The organism is Polycladomyces subterraneus (assembly GCF_030433435.1).
GTDB lineage: Bacteria > Bacillota > Bacilli > Thermoactinomycetales > JIR-001 > Polycladomyces > Polycladomyces subterraneus.
Window position 1 is genome coordinate 12,100 of the sequence record NZ_JANRHH010000041.1, and the last position, 18,957, is coordinate 31,056.

Consider the following 18,957-nt stretch of genomic DNA (forward strand, 5'->3'; position numbering starts at 1 on the left):
GGTTGCCTTCTTCTGGGTGGTTATTGTCGCTACCCCTGTTATTGCCTTTGTGTCTTTACAATAAAGAACGGCCAAACCCTAAAGATTCGGCCGTTCTTCTATCTACTATCATCATTTTAGTTGGATGGATTGCGACCGGTGAAACCCCTTATTCACAAAGTAGGCGAAGGTTAGTAGTACCAACCATCCGATCCCGGTATAAATAGCAAAGCTCCACGCCGGATCAAGCAGCATGCTGAACAAAACCAACACTAACACTACCGCACCGCTCCACGCGAGAGAAAAACCTTTCTTCTGGTAACGGGAGTAGGTGAGAAAGATGATGATCCAAGTGAAAATCCCGCCGAAAATCGAAATGCCAAACAGCGTATTGTAAGCTTTTGGATCGGATAGATTGAGTAGAACCGCGATACCCAAACCAAAGGAAGAAACGAGTAAGGCAACAAGCGGAATCCCTTGACGATTCACCTTTCCTAAAACGGCGGGAGCATAGCCGCTTTTGGACAGCGAAAAAATCATGCGAGTGCATGCATACAAATTGGCGTTCATTGTCGAGAGCGCAGCGGTGAGTATGATAAAATTCATCACGCCCGCGGCGTAGGGGATATTTAGTAATTGCAGCACTTTCACAAATGGGCTTTCCTCAATCCGTTCGCCCCCGATTTGATTCCATGGGATGATCAACACCATAACCAACATGGATAAAAGATAAAAAATCACGAGGCGAATCATCATCCACTTCATCGCTTTGGAAAGCGCCTGCTTTGGTTTTTTTGCTTCGCCTGCCGTGATTGCGATAATCTCGGTTCCCATAAAACTAAACATCGCCATGGCACTGCCCATCCACACACCTGACCATCCATGTGGAAGCATGCCGCCATGGTCAAGCAAATTGTGAGTGCTTTGCGGAAGATGTCCAAAAATGAGAGCGGTACCCAGCAGGATAAAACCGACGATGGAGACGACCTTTAAAGTGGAGAACCAGTACTCAAACCAGCCGAAACTCCGCACCGAAATTGCGTTAATTCCAATAATCAACAAGGAGAAGACAAAGATCCAGATCCAAGAAGGGAGGTCTGGAAACCAATATTTCATATAAACTCCAATCGCCGTCGCTTCTCCGCCGATCGTAATCGCGTTGGCCGCCCAATACGTAAAACGCACGACAAAGCCAAACCAGGGTCCCAAATATTTTTCTGCATGGATGCCGAATGAACCCGCTGTCGGATGAGCAACCGACAACTTGGATAAGCAAAATACCATTGCCAGCACAATCATGGAGCTGAGAAGATAACTGAACAAAACTCCCGGTCCGGCATAATGGATCGTCAAACTGGAACCCATAAATAAACCGGTTCCGATCGCACTCCCCAATCCGATCATGATCAACTGCCGTTCAGACAAGTCTCGCTTAAGAACATCTTCTCGTTTCTCAAACTCATCTCTGCTAAAACTCAACTCAACCACCCTCAGCATTATTTGATTGTAATCGGAATATATCGCTCTGCTCTATTTTACGGGAAATGCCCAGGAATTGCATAACAAATTTTTGGTTGAAGAGCATAGGAACAAAAAGGATGCCTTTTCAGGAATCCGGTCAACTCCTCACCCCTGCCATCAGCAAACGCAACAATTGTTCCCTCTCCACCGCCAACCGCTGTGCTTCTTCTACACTTACCGCGTGAAAGGCAATGGTGCCACCGGCAAGCGTTTGGGCCACCAAGGGCAAATCCACGGAGATGACGGTGGCGATCCGGGCATATCCGCCCGTCGTTTGCCGATCTGCCATCAAAATGATCGGTTGACCATCGGCAGGCACCTGTACCGTACCCATCACCGTTGCATCGGAGAGAATATCAGCCCCGTGGCGGTGTGTGATGCGCGGACCCTGCAAGCGATATCCCATCCGATCGGCTTGCGCCGTCACGGTATACCGGTGATGCAAAAATGTGTGGACACCCTCTTGGGTAAATGACTCATGATCCGGTCCCAACACCACTCGTACCGTGGGATTACGAGCGTAGCGGGGGAGGTGTCGCCGCGACAAACAGATTTTCCCCTCTTTCGAAAGGTTCCCTGGTGCCGTTCCAACTACCAACGCATCTCCCTTTTTCAGCGCTCGGCCAGCCAAACCACCGATCCGTCCGCGGAGATACGTCGATTTGCTTCCCATCACCACGGGCACATCGATCCCGCCGGCAATCGCCAGATAGGCACGAACGCCGCACACCGGTCCTTGGAAGCGCAACACCTGTCCTTTTTTCACAGTAAACCCGCACCACATGGGAACAGGCTCTCCGTCCACCGTCGCCCCCAAATCCGCACCGGCAATCGCGATGAGGCAATCCCGGTGAAATCCGAATGCCGCACGTCCCATGGTAATTTCCAGCCCCGCTTCGTTACGGTCGTTTCCTACCAAAACATTGGCCGCCTGCAAAGCGAAGGGGTCCATCGGTCCGGAGACTACCATGCCATACTGTTGATACCCCCAGCGACCGCCGTCCTGAACCGTGGTCAACAGACCCGGCTCCAGCACTTCCAGTGACGGCTTCACAGCTCTCCCACCCTTTTTACTTGAATGCCGTTCGCTTCAAATGCTTGCCGCAACTGGCGAACAAACGCCACCGCCTCCGGCTGATCGCCATGGACGCACACCGTATCCGCCCGGATAGCCAGATCGGAGCCGTCAGCAGCTGTCACTTTCCCTTCGCGAATCATGCGGATCACTCGTGCCACGGCACGGTCCGGATCATGAATAACCGCATCCGGGCGTGTTCGCGGCGTCAGTGTGCCATCGGGCTCATATTGACGATCCGCAAACACTTCTTCGGCCACGCGCAGCCCCAGTTGACTCCCTGCCCGAACCAACTCGCTTCCGGCCAACCCGAACAGGATCAAGCGTTCATCCACCCGGGCCACCGCTTCCGCCACTGCCCGGGCGATTTCGCCGTTGACGGCGGCAACGTTAAACAACGCTCCATGCGGCTTTACGTGTTGGAGCTCTCCCCCGCAAACCCGGACAAAAGCCGATAAGGCCCCCACCTGATACACCACCAAATCGAACACTTCCTCCGGTGTCAGCTCCATCCACCTTCTGCCGAACCATTGCCGATCGGGCAAACCGGGATGCGCCCCAATCGCCACCCCTTTTTCCAGTGCCAACTGCACGGTTCGATGCATCACATGGGGATCACCCGCATGAAAACCGCATGCGATGTTGGCTGACGTAATCCAATCCATTACATCTGTGTCACGCCCAATCCGATAGATCCCGAAACTTTCACCCAGATCACAGTTGAGATCGATCCGGTCAGCCATGCTTCCACCTCTTTCTCCGGAGATCCTTCTTCATGATTCCGATCATGCCTTCTCCGTTAGCCACTCTCTCACATTCCAAACATCTTCACCGTTTTTCACCGAATCCGCGATTTTGAGATACTCCGTCCGATCAATGGGGCGGAATCGCAAACGATCCCCTGCCTTTAGAAGTACCGGCGGATTGCGGGTCGGATCGTAGAGTGGAATTGGTGTTCGTCCGATGAGCCGCCAACCACCTGGTGTGGCAATCGGATAGACACCTGTCTGTTCACCGGCGATTCCCACCGAACCGGCCGGCACTGATGACCTCGGCGTTGCCAGTCGGGGTGCGGCAATCTCTCTGGGCAGTCCGCCGAGATAGGGAAATCCGGGGGAAAACCCCATCATGTAGACCACATATTCCGCCGAGGAGTGAATACGAATGACTTCTTCCGGTGTTTTGCCACACAGTTCGGCCAACGCTTCCAGATCGGGCCCGTATTCGCCACCATAGCAAACAGGCAAGGAAATTATACGGGGCTGTGGCAGTGGTTCTTCATCCAGCTGCTCCGCCAGTCTTTCAAGCGATAGAACCAACTGCCGATATGTAACTTCGGCAGGGCGATACAACACCGTCACAGCCGTATACGATGGGACCCACTCGATCACACCCGGTATGGCTTGCCTCTCCAGCGCTCTGCACCATCGGCGGACCCTGTCATGAACAGATGGTTCAATTCGGTCCCCCAGCCGAATGCACACCGCCTGATCTCCGATCGGTTGAAAGGAAAGCATTCCGATCCTCCTCATGGAACACATATATTCCCACTCGCTACCGTTCCACATTGGTTCCCAAGACATTCCATCGTGTTGAAACGGGTAAACCTTTTTCTTGCTACCGGTAAAATCCCCCTGGGTTGGGGAAGGACCTGACCATAATCGCCCCCTTTTTCTATAGGAATTTTAGCATAATTTTGGAGGGCTCTGCTTCCTTCCATAGCTACACGTCATGTTCCCTGATATTTGTAAAAGATACAAATCAAATCAAAACTAATCAATTGACAACATTATAATAATTCTTTTATATTAGGCTTGAGTAAACGTTTACGTAACGAATTGGACCGAGGATGGGTTGTCGATGAGACCAACGATCAAGGACGTTGCCAAAAAAGCCAATGTATCGGTGGCAACCGTCTCCCGTGTCTTGCACAACCAGCCTGGCTACTCGGAAAAAACTCGGCAAAAAGTACTCAAGGTGATCGAGGAGATGGGGTATCATCCGAATGCCATCGCCAGGGGACTGATCAACAAGCGAACCCAGACAATCGGCGTCCTTTTTCCCAATGTGTCCAGCATGTTCTCTTCCAAAGTGCTGCGCGGGATCGAGCATGCCACCCACCATCGGGATTACAGCGTCGTCGTTTGTAACACGGACAAAGACGGAAGGCGCACGATGAAGTATCTCAATGTGTTGTGGGAAAAGCAGGTGGACGGGATCATCTTCGTCAGTGAAAGGTTGAAGGAGGAATACTATGCCACCTTGACCGCCATGAACATTCCGGTAGTACTACTTTCTACTTTTTCGCCGGAATACCCGTTTCCTTACATAAAGGTGGACGATCAGCAAGCCGCCTATGACGCCACCGAATACCTGATCAAACAGGGGCACCGACGGATCGCATTGATCGGCGGTACCAAATCGGACCCGCTCGCAGGTATCCCCAGAGTTGAGGGATACCGGCAAGCATTACAGAATTATGGTATCCCGTTTCGGGAGGAACTCATCACTTACGGGGATTTCGGGTATCACAGCGGACGCCGCGCCATGGAAAAACTGCTTCGTACTGCCCCCGGCTTTACGGCGGTATTTGCGGCCAGCGATGAAATGGCAGCCGGAGCATTGTCCGCCGCATACCATAATGGAATCAAAGTACCGGACGAACTGTCCGTAATCGGATACGACGACTTGCAGATCGCGGAAATGGCCATCCCTCCTTTGACTACGGTGGGCCAACCTCTTTTCGAGATGGGGAAATGGGCGGCTGAAATGTTGATGAACATGATCAAAACCGGCCAAGCACAAAGTAAAATCGTTCCCCACACCATCGTGGAACGGGAGTCCGTAAGGCCGCCGAAAACGCATTGATTTATCAAAAGTTGATCTCGTGGAAAGAGAGAGTAACTCTTTCCCGCGAGGATTGACACTTGGAACCATAGACTTCACGAAACTTCGTCATTTATTTATCAAATCATCAAATTTTTCAGAGGGAGGGATTGCTTGTGAAGAAAGCGCTTTCAGTTGTGGCAGTAGTGTTGTTGTTGGTATCGTTGACGGTTGGATGCGCTAGTTCGGCAGATGATGGCAAAGTGCGAATCGAATTCTTCCAAAACAAACCCGAAGCAAAAACCACTTTCGAACAGCTTGCAAAAAAGTTTGAGAAAGAGAATCCCGGTATCGACGTAGTCGTGACGACACCGCCCGATGCTGAAACCGTGCTGAAAACTCGGGTGGCGAAAAATGACGTCCCCGATGTAATCGGTATAGGCCTGAACGCCACTTTCGTCGATTTGGCGCAAAACGGGATTTTTGCCGACTTTCTGAACGATCCACAGTTGAAAAATATCCAACCGGCCTATGTAGATATGGTCCGAAAGTTAACCGGACTGAAAGAAGTGTCCGGCATTCCCTACACGGCCAACGCCAACGGTGTGCTTTACAACAAGGCGTTATTCCGGCAACTCGGGCTGACCGTGCCGAAGACCTGGGATGAATTTATCGCCACCGCGGAAAAAATCAAAGCCGCGGGAAAAATCCCGTTTTACCATACTTATAAAGATTCTTGGACAACGTTGATCCCCTTCAACGCACTAGCCTCCAACCTGCCTGGGGATACGTTTTTCCAAGACCTCAAGAAAGGAAAGACCACCTTTCAACAAGCTTTCAAGGAAGTTGCCCAAAAACAGTTGAAGTTGTTGGAATACGGGCACCGGGATAACTTCGGAAAAGGATACAACGACGGTAACGCTGCTTTTGCCAAAGGAGAATCCGTGATGTATCTACAAGGGACATGGGCCATCCCCGAAATCAAAAAAGCTAATCCCAACATCGAAATCGACTCGTTCCCGCTTCCTGTCAGTAATGATGTATCCAAGAACAGACTGGTGTCGGGCGTAGACACCTTGCTTACCATGTCGGCGAACACCCCGCATCCGGAAGAAGCAAAGAAGTGGATCGCATTTCTATTGAAACCGGAAAATGCAAAATTCTACATCGACCAGCAAAAACAGTTCTCCTGTATCAAAGGCGTGGTGCAAAACGATCCCAGCGTGGCCGGTCTGAAAGAAAGCTTCCGAAAGGGAGCGGTCGTCGACTTTGCGGATCACTACATCCCCCCGGCCATGCAAGTGGACAAAATCATCCAAGACTTTCTTCTGCATAAAAACATCTCCGCATACCTGAAAACACTGGACACCGAGTGGGAGAAAGCACAAGCACGACAGTGAAAGAACCATAGAGCGTCTAACTGTACCGAAACTACTGTCGGTCAAGAGCGAAAGCCGTCTCCCGAGATTGAGTACAGGAGCAGGGGCAGGAGACGGCTTTTCACAACATGATGCCAATCATCCCGAATCAATGGGCTTAACTGCACGGAACGGTTTTTTTACATTGGAGGGACCTCACATGAGAAGACGCAGAATGGCCTTTTACATCATGACCGTCCCTGCTTTTCTCCTCTTTTTCGCGTTTCACACATTTCCGGCTCTGCAAGGGATATATTACTCTCTTACGGACTGGAACGGCTACCGACCCACCTATCATTTCATCGGTCTCAAAAATTACTGGCTGTTATTGAATGACGAGGACGTTCTGCATTCCTACCTTTTCACTTTCAAGTATGCGATCGTGGCTACCATTATCGTCAATGTGCTTAGTCTGCTGATCGCTTTGGGACTGAACGCGAAAATTCCGTTTCGCAACTTTTTCCGGGCGGTTTATTTTCTCCCCAATATCCTCAGCATCCTGATTGTTGGTTTCATCTTCAATTACCTTTTCGGTCAAGTAATTCCGGAGCTGGGGCAAAAATGGGGAATAAGCTTTCTCTCCTCCAATATTCTCGGGAACGAAAAATGGGCTTGGGTTGGTATCGTGATCGTGGGGGTATGGCAATCGATCGCGTTCAACACCATTTTGTATCTGGCCGGCCTACAGACGATCCCCGACGAGTTGTATGAGGCAGCGAGCTTGGACGGAGCAGGTAAATGGCGTCAGTTCCGGTTCATCACCTTTCCGCTGATCGCCCCGTTTTTCACCATCAATATGGTACTGGCGATGAAGAACAACCTCAACGTGTTCGATCACGTGATCGCCATGACCGGCGGAGGGCCGGGAAGGGCGACGGAATCGATCGCCGTGTTGATCTACCAGGGGGGATTCACGGGCGGGGAATTCTCATATCAATCGGCCAACGCGGTGATCTTTTTGCTGGTGATCGTGACGCTCACGTTCATTCAGTTAAAATTCCTGCAAAAACGGGAGATGGAGATGTAGCATGAAGAACCGAATCAACTGGACCGCTACTATTCTGATCGCACTCGGATCGTTGTTGATCTTGTTCCCGCTCTATATGGCTGTGGTGGTGGCGTTGAAAAATCCGGTGGAAATGGCCAGATCCATCCTCAGTCCACCCATCCACTGGCACTTGGAAAACTTCACAAGAGCCATCGCCATGACGGATTTCTTTCAGGCATTGGCCAACAGTGCGATGATCACAGTAATCGCCGTCACCTTTACGCTCCTGACCAACTCGATGGTGGCTTATGCGATCGCCCGAAATCTGAACCGGCGCTTTTTCAAATTTCTCTACTACTACTTTATTAGTGCCATGTTCATCCCGTTTCCGCTGATCATGCTACCCATCGTTAAAGAAACATCCGCCTTGGAGATGAATCATCCGTTGGGGCTCTCCCTTTTGTATATCGTTTATGGACTCTCTCTCAACATTTTTATCTACGTCGGATACATCCGCTCCATCCCGCGTGAGCTGGAAGAGGCGGCCATTATGGACGGCGCATCAACCTGGAGCGTGTTTTGGAAGGTAATTTTCCCCCTTTTGGCGCCGATCAATGCGACCGTGGGCATCCTGACCTGTTTGTGGACATGGAACGATTTCATGTTGCCGCTGATCGTGTTGAATGAGCCGGAAATGGCCACATTGCCGTTGAAGCAGTACATTTTCCAAGGCCAGTTTAGCACCGATTATAATACGGCATTCGCTTCCTATCTGCTGGCTCTGTCCCCACTGGTGCTCATCTACCTGTTTGCCCAAAGATGGATTATCAACGGAGTGACCAAAGGAGCATTGAAATGAGAGGTTAGCACTAGAAATGGTCGCGGGTCAATAGCCGTGGTGAGGAGCAGAAACTCCCCTTGCCAAAGGCTCTGGGAGTCCTTGAGAGGCTTTTTTCCAACGAGCGACCAGCAAACATGAGACAAGGCTAAGCTTTGTACATAGATTCTCAAGCCGGTTCATCCGGCTTTTTTCATTGCAGCCGAAACAAAAAAGCTACTCTAGATATAAACTCCCCTTTTCCGATCACGCCGAAAGGAGGGCGGTCGGGATACAAAAGCAATCGATCCGCCTGCATACGTCGACAGCGATCTTTGTTTGCACGGTTGTGATTGCGTCCCTCACCGTCACAGGGATGCTTATCACCGAGGAAATTGCCCACCAAACGCAGAACCACCTTGCCGCTAAAGCGATGAACATCGCGCTGATAGTGGCCCGTTTGGAGATGGTGATCGAAGCGTTGGAAGGAAAACGGGACGAAGCGGGGATCCAACAGAAAAAACCCAGTATAAAGCTAGGTAAACATCCACAATATGGTGTCCAATCCATTACCATTGTAACTCACATAAAGGAAACGAACGCCATCAGGGGAAGCAAAACAAATTGATTGCGAAGGAAGATGAAGCAGAAGGGACTAGGTTTTTTGAAAAGAGGGATCCGGTATTCACGGCAGGTGAAAACCGCCGCAAGCTCATAGCTTGTCGGACAGTTTTCCGTACATCATAGTCCTTACAGTTCCACCGCCAGTTGCTGACCAGTCAAGGTTGTCATCCCCCCAAATAATGACCTGAAAGCCGGTTGATCTACTTCAACCAGCCCCGGCATCAAATTTCCGAACCGTCCGTCCCGCTACGGACGAACTACACCCACGAGACGGTGATGCACGATAGCTTTCAAAATGCTACTTCTCGGCTATTTGTACGGATGTTCGGAAGGTATTTTTCCATATATATCGAATTATTTTAATTAATAATTTATTCATTCACTCCAATACTCAGTCTGTAGTCTAATTTCTACTTCAATAACCAGACCTCTTTTGTAAGCGCTAACAAAAAACAGGGAGGGAAGAAAGATGTGGCATCAAATTTATAACCCGTTGGCTGGAAGTGTTTGGATGTCAACATTAGCAGCAGGTTTACCGATTCTTTACTTTTTTTGGGCGCTCGCATTCCGGCGAACCAAAGGGCATATCGCTGGCCTGATTACCGTTGTCTTGGCTCTTCTCATATCGGTGTTGGTTTACAAAATGCCTGTAAAAATGTCGGTGCTTTCTTTTGTTTATGGTGGAGCGGTTGGATTATTTCCCATCGGATGGATAATTGTTACCGCTGTTTTTTTATATAAAATAACGGTCAAAACAGGGAAATTTGACATTATTCGCGCATCGGTCACCAACCTGACCGATGACCATCGCCTGCAAGCCCTCTTGATCGCCTTTTGTTTTGGCGCTTTTTTGGAAGGTTGCGCTGGGTTTGGCACACCTGTTGTAATTACGGCCGCTCTTTTGGCCGGGTTAGGGTTCCGTCCCTTATATGCCGCTGGAATATGCCTCATAGCCAATACAGCGCCTGTCGCATTCGGAGCCATCGGGATTCCGATTACCGTGGCTGGCACTATCTCCGGTTTGGACCCGTTTAAAATCAGCCAAATGGTCGGGCGCCAATTGCCGCTTTTGTCGATATTTGTTCCGTTCTGGCTCGTGTTCGTCATGTGCGGGTGGAAAAAGACGCGGGAGGTTATGCCGGCCATTTTCGTGACTGGTGGTACATTTGCCATCGTCCAATTTCTCTCTTCCAACTTTCTCGGCCCTGAACTGCCGGATATCCTCTCTTCTTTGATCTGCCTGCTCGTTTTGTCTTTCTTTTTGCGCATATGGAAGCCAAAACAAACATTCCGCTTTGATTCCATAACGAATCAAACAAAAGCCACTGCAACGGAAGTAGCCGCTGCAACGGAAGTATATTCAACCGGACAAATTTTACTCGCTTGGTCCCCTTTTATTTTACTGACCGGATTTATCGTGTTGTGGAGCATTCCCGCGGTGAAGAACTTCCTTAATCAATGGACATTCAAATGGAGCGTACCCGTCCTTCATCAAATGGTGCTAAAAATGCCCCCGATCGTAACCAAACCGACCCCGTATGATGCCGTATTTACCTTTGATTGGTTGGCTGCTGTCGGGACTGCCATCTTAATCGCTTCCTTTTTCAGCATGTTTCTGGTCGGTATGCGGTTTAAGACATGGCTTTATACTTTTGGGGAAACCTTGGTCGAACTGCGTTATCCTCTTCTTACGATTTTCTCTGTGCTGGGATTGGCTTATATCTTTAATTACTCGGGGATGAGCGCTACCCTGGGGCTCGCTCTGGCCAAAACCGGTGTCTTATTTCCCTTTTTCGCACCCGTCCTCGGGTGGCTGGGTGTTTTTCTCAGCGGAAGCGACACCTCTTCCAATGCCTTGTTCGGAAACTTACAAAAGATCACCGCAAATCAGATTGGGATCAATCCGGTACTCACAGTTGCCGCTAACTCCTCCGGCGGTGTGACCGGGAAAATGATCTCCCCCCAGTCAATCGCCGTTGCGACCGCCTCGACCGGTTTGGTCGGAAAAGAGAGCGATTTATTCCGGTTTACGATCAAACACAGCCTCTTTCTCGTGTTGATCATCTGTGCGATCACTCTTCTACAAGCCTATGTTTTGAAATGGATGATCCCTTAAATAGAAAATCAGGCCAATCTATTTGTGGGCAGGCTGTTGACAAAGAAGGTCAACAGCCTTTTTTGTTGAACAAGGGTAAAAACATATTGGAGGAATAATTCAAAAATACAACCCCCAGCTCCTTTTCTAGGAAAAGGGTGGAGGTTTGTTATCAATCTCCCCACTCTTTTGATCGAGTGAGTTTCTTTGCTTCATAAAGAAAAATTAAACGCATTTTCATTTGCAAGGCTTCTTTTATTCATTTCTTTTTGTGTGTTGCGACGATCCCGCTGGGCTACTCCCGATCGATACGCGGCTTCGATCACAGCTTCTCTTACCTTTTCTACCACACGACTGTTAAATACACTTGGAATAATATACTGTTCGCTCAGTTCCTCATCCGAAACGACGGAAGCAATCGCTTGGGCGGCGGCCAATTTCATTTCTTCCGTGATTTTTGAAGCGCGGCAATCGAGCGCTCCGCGAAAAATTCCGGGGAAACACAACACATTATTAATCTGGTTGGGGTAATCAGATCGCCCTGTTGCCATCACGCGAACATACGGTTCTGCTTGATCAGGAGCAATTTCCGGAACCGGATTGGCCATTGCAAAGACAATTGGATCAGGAGCCATATTTTGAATGTCTTCTACTTTCAATACACCGGGCCCGGAAACCCCGATAAAAATATCCGCTCCCTTAATCACTTGAGATAGAGAACCTTCTAACTGATTTGGATTGGTGTTGGCCGCATACCAATTCCAAAAAGGATTTTCGTATGCTCGCTTCGCCACAATGGCCCCTTCCCGATCCACACCGATCACGTCCCGAACACCGGCTGCCAATAACATCTTGGTACAGGCAATCCCCGCCGCACCGATGCCACAAACCACCACTTTGCAATCTGCCAAGTTTTTTCCGACCAATTTTACAGCATTAATTATCCCGGCTAAAGCAACGACCGCCGTTCCGTGTTGATCATCATGAAAAACGGGGATGTCGAGTTCTTGTGCAAGCCGCTCTTCGATTTCAAAACATTTTGGGGAAGAGATGTCCTCCAGATTAATCCCGCCAAACGTCGGGGCAATCGCCTTAACAATCTTGATGATTTCTTCTGCATCCTGCGTTGCCAGACAAATCGGGAATGCGTCCACCCCGGCCAGCTGTTTAAACAGCATCGCCTTACCTTCCATTACCGGCATGGCCGCTTCCGGTCCGATGTTTCCCAATCCCAAAACTGCAGAACCATCGGAGACAACCGCAACCGTATTTCGTTTGATCGTGAGAGAATGAGCCCGCGAAGGTTTTTCTTGAATCGCTTTGCAGACCCGTGCTACTTCAGGGGTATATACACGGGACAAATCATCGCGGTTTTTAATCGGCATTTTAGGCGCCGTCTCAATTTTCCCGCCCAAGTGCATCAAAAAGGTGCGATCCGAGACGTTGACTACGTGAACGCCAGAAATCCCCTTCACCATTGCCACCAATCGCTCACCCAAACCGTAGTCTGTAATATTTACGGTAATATCGCGAATCGTAGACGTTTTTCCCTCTTGAATCACGTCGATGGCAATGATATCCCCGCCTGCATCACTGATGATTGAGGCGATTTTCCCGAACGATACTAATTCCTTATCCAGTTTTAACCGCATAATGATACTCATATTGGCTCCCATGGAAATGCTCATCTTCAACGCCTCTTTTCGCTTTATCACTATGCCCTTGAAAGGGATTGACCCTATGTGAGTCCATTCCACACAGGGCCAAAAAACATGGATTATTTTTAAGACTTCTATACGATGCGATCATATCCCGGCAAGGTGAGAAAATCGATAAAACGGTCGCTTTTGATTAAGTCAATCAACAATTCACGCGCTTCGGCATATTTTGAATCGGCGAAGCGACTTTCGCCGAGGCGTCCCTTGATTTTCGATAGCTCTTCTTCCAAGACTTGTTCAAATAGCGAAAAGGTGATTTTACGCCCGTCCTCGAGTATTCCTTTGGGATGACGAATCCATTGCCAAACCTGGGCCCTCGAAATTTCTGCCGTCGCTGCATCCTCCATCAAGTTGTCAATCGCCACTGCTCCGTTTCCGCGCAGCCACTCTTCAATATATTGCAACCCTACGCGGATATTTGTTCTCAGCCCCGCTTCGGTAATGGTTCCTTCCGGTACGCGCAATAAATCCTCCGCCGTAACCTCAACATCATCCCGCAACCGATCCAATTGGTTGGGAGTTGGCATCTTTTCGTCAAATACGGCTTTGGCCACCGGAACCAACCCAGGATGCGCGACCCATGTCCCGTCATGTCCGTCCAGCACTTCCCGCTCTTTATCCTCTTTTACCTTGCTCAAGGCCTCTCTGTTTGCCTCCGGATCATTTTTGATCGGGATTTGTGCCGCCATCCCACCGATAGCATGGACACCGCGTTTATGGCAGGTTTTGATCGTCAACAAGGTGTAAGCCCTCATCATCGGCACGGTCATGGTCACCTGTTGCCGGTCCGGGAGGATCACATCAGGCTGATTGCGCAACACTTTCAAATAACTGAAAATATAATCCCAGCGGCCGCAGTTTAAGCCGGCAGAGTGATTCCGAAGTTCGTACAGGATTTCTTCCATTTCAAACGCCGCTAGAATTGTTTCGATCAATACTGTCGCTTTGATCGTTCCTTGTGGAATCCCCAAGGCATCTTGGGCATAAACAAATACGTCATTCCACAGTCGCGCTTCCAAGTGACTTTCTAATTTCGGAAGGTAAAAATAAGGCCCCGATCCATTCTCCAGCAAGGTACGGGCATTGTGGAAAAAGTACAAACCGAAATCGAACAGCCCACCCGGAACCGGTTTTCCGTCTACCCTGAAGTGTTTTTCATCCAAATGCCAACCGCGCGGACGAACGACAAGAGTGGCGATTTTCTCATTCAAAGCATACTTTTTCCCTTCCGGGGAAGTAAAATCGATCTCCCGCCTGATCGCTTTTTTTAAGTTTACTTGTCCACCCACCGTATTCTCCCATGTCGGGGAATTGGCATCCTCAAAATCGGCCATAAACACACATGCTCCCGAGTTAAGAGCATTGATCACCATTTTGCGGTTGCCGGCAGGCCCGGTAATTTCCACCCGCCGATCTTGCAAATCTTCAGGAACGGGGGCGATTTTCCAGTCAGCCTGCCGAATGGAAGCCGTTTCGGGCAGGAAATCCGGCAATTTCCCCGAATCGATGGCTTTCTGCCGCTCTACGCGCTTTTGCAATAAAGCGTCACGGGAAGCGGAGAATTTACGGGCCAAGCCCGCAATGAAATCAAGTGCCTCATTCGTCAAAATCTCTTCAAACTCCGGATAAATCGGCGCAGTCACTTCGACTCCCTTTAGATTTATTCTCGTATCCATCTCCATTCCATCTCCTCTCCCATTTCTGTTCAATAAAGAGCATCCAAAGCTTTTTCGGTATCGATTCCTTTAGGCTGCCTCTTCATCTCGGCACAACGGGCTGGGGAAGGGAATATTTTGCCTGGATTACATAGATTTCTCGGATTAAATACCTCCCGTATCGCTGTTTGGACGGCAATCTCCTTCTCAGAAAACAAATACCGCATTTCCTCTCTCTTTTCCAAACCAACACCATGTTCTCCGGTGATACTGCCACCAACCTCGGCACACACTTGCAAAATCTCTGATCCCGCTTGTACGGCTCGTTCTTCTTCCCCGGGGATTCGTGCATCAAACATAATCAGGGGATGCAGGTTTCCATCGCCGGCGTGAAACACATTGGCAATTCGCACTCCTTTTTCGTGGCTGATTTTTTCGATCCGGGACAGAACTTCCGGCAAGCGGCTGCGGGGAATCACGCCATCTTGCACGAGATAATCCGGCGAGATGGTTCCGACCGCGCCAAAAGCGGTTTTGCGGTTATTCCACCAACTTTTTCTTTCTTCCTCCGAGGAGGCAGCTCGCACTTCTCGCACCCCGTGTTTACGGCACACTTCTACAATGCGTTCAATCTGTTCATCCAATCCCTCGGTTATACCGTCCACCTCAATCAATAAAACAGCGCCCAGATCACGCGGATACCCTACCGGGAACGTTCCTTTTTCAACTGCTTCAATCGCCAGATTGTCCATCATCTCCAAAGCCGCCGGTAAAATCCCCGCTGCGATAATGTCGGAAACCGCTTCACTCGCCTCGCTCACTTCATCAAACATTGCGAGAACAGTGCGAACCCCTTCCGGTTTTTTTTCAAGGCGGACCGTGATTTCCGTAACAATGCCCATAGTCCCTTCCGATCCGACCACCAATCCGACCAAATCATAGCCGGGCTCATCCGGAAGTCCACCGAGTTGAACGATTTGCCCGTCGGGTAAAACCATCGTCAAACCGAGTACATGGTTTGTGGTAACACCATATTTGAGACAATGGGCTCCACCGGCATTTTCACCGACATTTCCCCCGATCGTACATGCCTGTTGACTCGACGGATCCGGTGCATAATAGTAACCGCGGTCGGCGACGGCCTCAGTTAAATGCAGATTGATATACCCCGGTTGCACCACAGCCCGCCTATTCAGAAGGTCGACCTGCAAAAGGCGATTCATCCTCGCCAAACTGATGATCACTTCCCCTCCCGTCGGAGTAGCTCCGCCGCTCAAGCCGGTTCCGGCCCCGCGCGGGATAAAAGGAATTCCCCGTTTCGAGAGCAAGCGAACAACCTCAGCTGTCTCTTCTGTACTCCTGGGAAAAACGACCGCACGCGGAACCACCTTTTTCAGCGTATAGGCGTCACATTCATAGGCCAGTAAATCTTCATGGCGGTAAAGGACCGCGTCGTTCCCGACACAGCGCTTGAGAGCAGCAATCAGTTCTTGATTTTGGTCGTCATCTTTTGTGCCATCCGTCTTCGGCTCGCTCTCCTCCCCGCGCCGGTAAGCCTCGTCCAACAATTCAATCGTATGCACGACCCGTTCCCGTCCGCCACGCTGATGAACTCCCATCGCGATCTGCAGCATGCAACCAGGATTTCCCATCACGATCCTATCCACTTCTTGCGGAACGTCATCCATTTTTCGCTTGAGCAGACGGCCCGCCATATCCGGATAAGTCAGGTTATAAATCCCGGCACTCCCGCAGCAGCGATCCGCGTGGGGCATTTCGACCAAAGTAAGCCCGGGGATTTGTTTAAGCAGTTCACGCGGCTGGTTTCTCACTTTTTGTCCGTGAACCAAATGACACGCTTCGTGATAGGTGACTGTTTCTTGAACCCTTCCCGTTGGCGGTTTAAAGCCGATTTCACATAAGAAAGCGGATACGTCTTGAACCTTCCTGACAAATTCCTTTGCCTTATCTTTGTAATCCGGATCGTACCTAAGAAGTTCTTCGTATTCCTTCATCGCTGACCCGCATCCGGCCGCATTAACAATGATTCGATCAACATCCGCTTGCAAAAACGCGTCAATATTTTGTTTGGCTAATTTCTTCGCTGTCTCCCGGTCCCCGGCATGCACTTGCAGGGCACCGCAACAAACCTGTCCCCGCGGCACCACCACCTCAGATCCGTTACGGCTTAGCACCCGCACCGTCGCCTCATTAATCCCGGCGTATAAAACATCCATCACACACCCTGTCAAGATGGCAACACGATAACGCTTTTCCCCAAGCGCGGGGGTTACTTCAGCCAGAGTCTGCCGGGAAAATTTAGCCGGGATCTGCGGCAGGACGGCCTCCATATCCCGAATGTGCGCAGGGAATAGACGAAGAATCCCAATTTTTCGAGCCAAAACCTGAAGACCTGATCGTTGGTAAAATCTCAGCAATCGGCCCAACCAATGCAGGCGTGCGGGATGGGGAAACAAATGCCTTAAAAAGAATCGGTTGATCATTCCCCTAAGTCCTTTGGGAGGCATTACCTGAAAAAGTTGGCCGCGCGCTTCTTCAATCAAGGCTCCGACCTCTACCCCTGATGGACAAGCGGTTTCGCACGCACGGCAATCCAAACACTGAAAAACCGGGTCATATAAACCTTCGTTTAACTTTAGCCGCCCTTCACCCACCGCTTTGATCAAATGAACGCGGCCGCGTGGGGAATGAGCTTCCAATTTCTCTTCCTGATAGGTGGGGCACGCGTCCAAACACATTCCGCAATGAATGCATTTCGACCACTTATCCGGGTCAGGCGGATCGGCAAACGGATATCCCGTTAATGGTTTCGTTTCCTTTATCGTTTCAGGCATATCTTATATCCCTCCTACCCATCGTCCCGGATTAAATCGCCCTTCCGGATCTAATTGCGCTTTGATCTTCCGCATGAGAAACAGTCCGGCTGGTGTTTTTCCCCAAACAGGAATGAGCTCTTTAAAAAAGGAAGGTGCATGTAGGATGACCACATAACCAAGCTGCTCTTCTATTCGTTGCCTGACTTTTTCGATAAGTTCTTTTGCGATTGCCCATTGATCCCGTTTCGGCTGCAATACGGCGAACGTAATTCCCGTGCCCGTTCCCCCGTGAATCATAGCATCAATCCCCATTTCTTCCGCCAGATAGTGAATCATTTGAACAGCAGCGGCCGCTTGATCGGGAAGGGTACTTACCTTGACAGCGATTTTCGCAGCTGAACTTTCCGAATCTTTGGCGTGGGGCATAAGTTCACCAAAGGATCGCCATAACGCTGCAGACCATTCGTTTCGAAGAGTCTCCCGGATCCTTATTCCTTCTTCCTTTGCCCATTTCACAACTTGATCTTGTTCTTTATCCACGGCTTTGGTTTCGTCTTCGAAACCAATCATCAATCCAAACGTCGCATGCTCACCGGGCAAAAGGACTGACAACAACGAGGAATTAACAATCTCTATCGCCGACGGTTCCAATGAAGAATCCAATATGCACCGGCTGAGCCGTAACAGGGCGTTCACATCCGAATGTTCCAAAATGATTACCGTTTCCTCAGGAGGAAGGGGACGCAATTTAAATGTGCACTCCGTAATGACCCCCAAGGTCCCGAACGATCCGACGAACAACTTATTCATATCGTATCCGGCGACATTTTTGACGACTTTGCCGCCGGTACGAATTACCTGGCCATCGGCCAAAATCACCCTGAGACCGATAACCCAATCGCGCGGAGTTCCGTACTTTAACCGTTTTGGTCCTGTCAGGGCCGCAGCCACGATCCCACCTGCCGTTCTCATCTCCGGCCAACCCGGATCAAGCGGCAGCATCTGTCCTTTTTCCTTCAATACCGCTTGTAAATGACTTAGTAGCGTGCCCGCTTGCACCGTAACCGTCAAGTCGCCAACCGAATGTTCTGTAACCTGATTATATTTGGCCAAAGATAAGGTGACCGCCTCTTTTCGGACAGGATTGCCGTATCCTGCGAGTGCCCCCTGGCCTTCGGGCAAAATTGAAACTTGCGATTCTCCGGCCCAGCGGATCACCTTAGCCGCCTCTTGCTCCGATTCGGCAAAGACGACCCAATCACTCGATGAACCGTATTCGGAACCCTTCGCTGGAAATGGTTGCACTTTGTCCGTCCCCAATTGTTCGATTAACCGGCTTATGTCCGTTTTGGTTAAATCACTTTTACTCACGGTAACAGACCTCTCTCCCGTAAATAAACAAGA

The 18,957-nt window shown here is 50.0% G+C and carries 14 protein-coding genes and 1 pseudogene; 6 read left to right on the forward strand and 9 right to left on the reverse strand.

Annotated elements, in window-relative coordinates; all coding sequences use genetic code 11:
• Positions 1–111: 111 nt before the first annotated feature.
• From NWF35_RS11550 to pxpB, 4 genes are all read right to left on the reverse strand, one after another.
• Entirely contained in the window at positions 112–1,458 is a 1,347-nt protein-coding gene (locus NWF35_RS11550) for an amino acid permease (RefSeq protein ID WP_301239261.1), read from the reverse strand.
• Between the two features lie 139 nt (positions 1,459–1,597).
• On the reverse strand, positions 1,598–2,554 hold the full coding sequence (locus tag NWF35_RS11555; RefSeq protein ID WP_301239262.1) for a 5-oxoprolinase subunit C family protein: 957 nt from the start codon (positions 2,552–2,554) through the stop codon (positions 1,598–1,600).
• Positions 2,551–3,318, reverse strand: a complete 768-nt coding sequence (locus tag NWF35_RS11560; RefSeq protein ID WP_301239263.1) for a LamB/YcsF family protein — start codon at positions 3,316–3,318, stop codon at positions 2,551–2,553. Before NWF35_RS11560 ends, NWF35_RS11555 begins: the two co-directional genes overlap by 4 nt.
• Before the next feature lie 42 nt (positions 3,319–3,360).
• Positions 3,361–4,092, reverse strand: coding sequence for a 5-oxoprolinase subunit PxpB (pxpB, locus tag NWF35_RS11565; RefSeq protein WP_301239264.1), 732 nt, complete (start codon positions 4,090–4,092; stop codon positions 3,361–3,363).
• A 343-nt stretch (positions 4,093–4,435) separates the two neighbouring features.
• On the opposite strand from pxpB, the gene NWF35_RS11570 reads away from it, so the two are divergent.
• The 6 genes from NWF35_RS11570 to NWF35_RS11595 all read left to right on the forward strand — a co-directional run bounded on the left by NWF35_RS11570 (position 4,436) and on the right by NWF35_RS11595 (position 11,364).
• Entirely contained in the window at positions 4,436–5,443 is a 1,008-nt protein-coding gene (locus tag NWF35_RS11570) for a LacI family DNA-binding transcriptional regulator (RefSeq protein ID WP_301239265.1), read from the forward strand.
• A 134-nt stretch (positions 5,444–5,577) separates the two neighbouring features.
• Positions 5,578–6,801: an ABC transporter substrate-binding protein gene (locus NWF35_RS11575; protein WP_301239266.1), complete on the forward strand. Its 1,224-nt coding sequence runs from the start codon at positions 5,578–5,580 to the stop codon at positions 6,799–6,801.
• A 178-nt stretch (positions 6,802–6,979) separates the two neighbouring features.
• The gene (locus tag NWF35_RS11580) at positions 6,980–7,846 is read left to right on the forward strand and encodes a carbohydrate ABC transporter permease (protein ID WP_301239267.1); all 867 of its coding nucleotides are present in this window, start codon (positions 6,980–6,982) and stop codon (positions 7,844–7,846) included.
• A 1-nt stretch (position 7,847) separates the two neighbouring features.
• Positions 7,848–8,666 carry a carbohydrate ABC transporter permease gene (locus NWF35_RS11585; RefSeq protein ID WP_301239268.1) on the forward strand — a complete coding sequence of 273 codons (819 nt, stop codon included), beginning with the start codon at positions 7,848–7,850 and terminating at the stop codon, positions 8,664–8,666.
• 175 nt (positions 8,667–8,841) lie between these two features.
• On the forward strand, positions 8,842–9,252 hold the full coding sequence (locus NWF35_RS11590; RefSeq protein ID WP_301239269.1) for a hypothetical protein: 411 nt from the start codon (positions 8,842–8,844) through the stop codon (positions 9,250–9,252).
• Between the two features lie 465 nt (positions 9,253–9,717).
• Complete coding sequence (locus NWF35_RS11595) at positions 9,718–11,364, forward strand: lactate permease LctP family transporter (RefSeq protein ID WP_301239270.1); 1,647 nt, start codon at positions 9,718–9,720, stop codon at positions 11,362–11,364.
• Between the two features lie 191 nt (positions 11,365–11,555).
• Here the strand turns inward: NWF35_RS11595 and NWF35_RS11600 are convergent, their stop codons facing one another.
• From NWF35_RS11600 to NWF35_RS11620, 5 genes and pseudogenes are all read right to left on the reverse strand, one after another.
• A complete protein-coding gene (locus NWF35_RS11600; RefSeq protein WP_301239271.1) occupies positions 11,556–13,031 on the reverse strand; it encodes an NAD-dependent malic enzyme in 1,476 nt (491 codons plus the stop codon).
• 104 nt (positions 13,032–13,135) lie between these two features.
• Positions 13,136–14,737 (reverse strand): malate synthase A, encoded by a 1,602-nt coding sequence (gene aceB, locus NWF35_RS11605; protein WP_301239272.1) that lies wholly within the window; start codon positions 14,735–14,737, stop codon positions 13,136–13,138.
• Between the two features lie 29 nt (positions 14,738–14,766).
• Positions 14,767–16,203: an FAD-linked oxidase C-terminal domain-containing protein gene (locus NWF35_RS11610; RefSeq protein WP_301239376.1), complete on the reverse strand. Its 1,437-nt coding sequence runs from the start codon at positions 16,201–16,203 to the stop codon at positions 14,767–14,769.
• Positions 16,204–16,254: 51 nt separating this feature from the next.
• A pseudogene (locus NWF35_RS11615) lies at positions 16,255–17,571 on the reverse strand ((Fe-S)-binding protein); the annotation flags it as partial.
• 3 nt (positions 17,572–17,574) lie between these two features.
• Entirely contained in the window at positions 17,575–18,924 is a 1,350-nt protein-coding gene (locus tag NWF35_RS11620; protein WP_301239273.1) for an FAD-binding oxidoreductase, read from the reverse strand.
• Positions 18,925–18,957: the final 33 nt, after the last annotated feature.